Origin of the sequence: Pseudorhodobacter sp., from assembly GCF_030452865.1 — a bacterium.
In the GTDB taxonomy this organism is placed as follows: Bacteria; Pseudomonadota; Alphaproteobacteria; order Rhodobacterales; family Rhodobacteraceae; genus Pseudorhodobacter.
Map to the genome: position 1 here is coordinate 1 of NZ_JAKDLJ010000363.1, position 3,630 is coordinate 3,630.

The following is a 3,630-nucleotide window of genomic DNA, read 5'->3' on the forward strand; positions in this document are numbered from 1 at the left end:
GGAGGCACTGTCAGCGGGGGCGAATTCGGGCATAATGCAAGCTCCAACAAGAATGATCTGATGGAAGCCTACGAGGTTTTCAAGCGGGGCTTAATCCCCAAAATCACAAATGCCGTTCGATTTTCGCCATAAAATCAAACCTTCAGTTATCGCTGCTGGTCCACACTACCGGTTTCGGTGGCCAGTGAGCATTCCGCGACCCGGACCAATCGCGCCCAGACTGCCGGAAATGCCACAAGATCATTGTTGCGCAGACAATTCTGGGCGTCACCGGCGACCTTGCCAAGGCTGACCAGCCCCAACTGCTCCGCCATGCGCTGCAAACGCCGCAACTGCCGCGCAACATCCGCGAGGTCACTGCCGCGCACCAGCGTCGCAAGTGAGGTCATCGCAAAGGCAAGTTCGCCCAACGCACGGCTGACAACTTCCTCAGCGGCCTTGGTCCCCATGGATTTGTAGATCAGCGCGATTGGCGCCGCATCCTGATGCACCCTGTCTTTTGGTCGCAATTCCAATATCATCGCCTTCATATCACCCGAGCCTCCATTCACACCCGAGGTCAGGATGACCGGAGGTGTTGAAGAAAAGGTTGCTGCCAATGCCCGAAACCCCTCGAATTTTCGTTAAACACAGATTACGAAAGCCAAACGTAAATGCAAGGAGCGAGCGATGAATCGTGCCAAAGTTCTGCCACATTATCTAGTCCAGCGGTATCATGGTTGGCAAGCCACAACCTATGCGGACAATAAGGCGTGGTATCGTCGTCTCGCAGAATCAGGTCAGCATCCGCGCGCGATGGTGATTTCCTGCTGTGACAGTCGGGTGCATGTCACCTCGATTTTCGGCGCGGATGAAGGCGAATTCTTCATTCATCGCAATATTGCAAGTCTTGTGCCACCCTATACGCCGGATGGCCAGAATCACGGCACCTCCGCCACGGTGGAATTTGCGGTGCAGGCACTTGGCGTCGCCCATATCGTTGTGCTGGGTCATTCGAATTGTGGCGGAATCAAGGGCTGCCATGATATGTGCTGCGGCCAGGCCCCGGAACTTCTGGAAAAGACAAGCTTCGTCGGCCGCTGGATGGATATCCTGCGCCCCGGATTTGAGCGGGTGAAAGACGTGCCGGAGGCAGACCGTACCCGCGCGCTGGAAAAGGAAGCTGTCCTTGTGTCGCTGGAAAATCTGATGACATTCCCTTTCGTGAAAGCCGCGGTGGAGGATGACCGGCTGACCTTGCACGGTCTTTGGACCGACACCGGAGAAGGCCTGTTAGAACAATATGACCCCGCCAAAGGCAGCTTTGTCGTGGTGTGATCGGCGCACGCGATCCCGCAAACCGCTTGCGTTAGCGCCGCCTTAACCCGGACATGGAAAGCTGAACCCAAGACAGGCAAAGCAAGGGCGCGAAATGGATAAACATCTTTACGATGGCGACAACCGTGCTGCGCGACCGCATCGCCGACGCATCGGTGGACTTGATCTATCTCGACCCGCCGTTCAATTCCAATGCCAGATACGCACGAAAAACCGGCAGGCGCACAAGGCGCTCTTGATCGAAACTTGGGGGGCTGGGATAAACCCGCCCCCCGCCATTCGCCTTAACCCTTTTTCAAGCAGCGCTGGCCCAGAACCTCGGCAATCTGCACCGCGTTCAACGCCGCCCCTTTGCGCAGGTTGTCCGACACGCACCACAGATTGATCCCGTTCTCGATCGTGCTGTCCTGCCGGATACGGCTGATGAAGGTCGCGTAATCGCCGACACATTCGACCGGCGTGATGTAGCCACCATCTTCGCGCTTGTCGATCACCATGACGCCCGGCGCCTCACGCAGGATATCGCGGGCCTCGTGTTCGTCGAGGAAATTCTCAAACTCGATATTGATCGCTTCCGAATGGCCGACAAACACAGGCACCCGCACACAGGTCGCTGTCACCTTGATCGACTTATCAAGAATTTTCTTGGTCTCCGCGACCATCTTCCATTCTTCCTTGGTGGAACCGTCATCCAGAAACACATCAATATGCGGGATCACATTGAACGCGATCTGCTTGGTGAATTTCTTGGCGGGTTTGTCGTCCGTCGGATTATAGATGCTCTTGGTCTGGTCCCAAAGCTCATCAATACCCTCTTTCCCGGCACCGGAAACGGATTGATAGGTGGAAACCACCACCCGCTTGATTTTCGCGCGGTCATGCAAGGGTTTCAGTGCCACAACCATCTGCGCGGTGGAACAATTCGGATTCGCAATGATCATCTTTTTCTGATAGCCCAGAACCGCCTCGGCATTCACCTCCGGCACGATCAGAGGCACATCCGGGTCATAGCGATAGAGGCTGGAATTGTCGATTACGACACAGCCCGAGCTTGCCGCTTTCGGCGCATAAATCTTGGTCGCCTCCGACCCAACGGCGAATAGCGCCATATCCCAACCGGTGAAATCAAAGGTATCGAGGTCTTTGCATTTCAGGGTTTTATCGCCAAAGCTGATCTCGGTCCCCATGGATTTGCGTGACGCAAGCGCCACAATCTCATCCACCGGGAACTCGCGCTCCGCAAGGATATTCAGCATTTCGCGGCCCACGTTGCCCGTGGCCCCAACGACAGCGACTCTATAGCCCATCATGGCCTCCATTCATGCAATCGCTGCGCCATAGCGCAAAGGGTCAGCAGGGGGAAGGGGGGACGGCGCATTACGTCAATCGGTGCGGTCTTGCGCAAAAAGGTAAACGACCAGCGCCACAGCGATCAATATCGCGTAGATCGCGAAAATCACCGGAAATATGATCTCCTCCGCCTGCGTCCCCTGCATCCGCGAATAGAGTTGGCCTGTGGCAACCTGCATCACGCCGATCGTGCCGATGCCAAAGAAGTTCAGCAGCGTAACGCCCCGCCCCACCAGATGCGGCGGAAACAGCGCCCGACCATGGCCCATGACCATCGGGAAGGACGCACCGAAAAAGCCAACCGCTGCCAGCATCGAAGTGCTGAACCCCAAAGTCCGCGCAGGCCACGCGCATAGCGCGACAAGGGCAAACATCATCAAGGCATTGCCCGCAAAGATCAGCCATTTGCGGGTGCCGAACAGCCGGTCAAGCGGACCATAGGCCAGATTGCCCAGCACCATCGCGAGCCCCATTGCCAAGGTCACCTTGCCGATCGCGGTCGCATCCAGCCCAAAGACCTGCTCCAGATAAGGTGCGACCCACAATCCGCGCAGCCCGGCAATCGGCAGATTGTTCACCGCAACAATGGGCAGGATCAGCCATACGGCGGGCATTTGCAGCAACTCCAGCACAGAGCCTTTCACCGTCAGACCCAACCGCTCCGGATCGCGGACCAGCAACAAAATCCCAGCGGCCAGCACGAATGTCAGCGCCGCCAAAGCCCACAGCGTCCCACGCCAGCCAAAGGCTTCCACGGCAAAGGCCAATGGCAACGAGCTGGCAATATTGCCAAGACTGCCCAAACCGATCATCAATCCTGCGAGCGTGCCGAACATCCGCGCCGAAAAGACCCGCGCAAAAATGTAATACCCCGAGACCAGCACCGGCGCTCCACCACCCCCTACCAACGCCATCGCAAGATTGATCTGCCATGCCGCCTGCGCCACCGCAAACAGCGCCGCC

General features: G+C 57.2%; 4 protein-coding genes. 1 reads left to right on the forward strand and 3 read right to left on the reverse strand.

The features are described 5' to 3' along the window. Window positions 1-146 precede the first annotated feature (146 nt). Window positions 147-599: a hypothetical protein gene (locus L0H65_RS16330; RefSeq protein ID WP_301460236.1), complete on the reverse strand. Its 453-nt coding sequence runs from the start codon at window positions 597-599 to the stop codon at window positions 147-149. 70 nt (window positions 600-669) lie between these two features. Between L0H65_RS16330 and L0H65_RS16335 the strand changes: the two genes are divergently transcribed. After that, on the forward strand, window positions 670-1,317 hold the full coding sequence (locus L0H65_RS16335; RefSeq protein ID WP_301460237.1) for a carbonic anhydrase: 648 nt from the start codon (window positions 670-672) through the stop codon (window positions 1,315-1,317). A 284-nt stretch (window positions 1,318-1,601) separates the two neighbouring features. Here L0H65_RS16335 and L0H65_RS16340 read toward each other — a convergent pair whose 3' ends face one another. Both L0H65_RS16340 and L0H65_RS16345 read right to left on the reverse strand, forming a co-directional pair. Further along, a complete protein-coding gene (locus L0H65_RS16340; protein ID WP_301460238.1) occupies window positions 1,602-2,624 on the reverse strand; it encodes an aspartate-semialdehyde dehydrogenase in 1,023 nt (340 codons plus the stop codon). A gap of 75 nt (window positions 2,625-2,699) precedes the next feature. Beyond that, window positions 2,700-3,630: MFS transporter (locus L0H65_RS16345; protein ID WP_301460240.1), on the reverse strand; the 931-nt coding region annotated here is incomplete at its 5' end.

Excerpts from the sequence above, each read along its gene's own strand:
- L0H65_RS16340 (WP_301460238.1), bottom strand. The coding sequence starts at position 2,624 with ATGGGCTATAGAGTCGCTGTCGTTGGGGCCACGGGCAACGTGGGCCGC.
- L0H65_RS16335 (WP_301460237.1), top strand. The coding sequence starts at position 670 with ATGAATCGTGCCAAAGTTCTGCCACATTATCTAGTCCAGCGGTATCAT.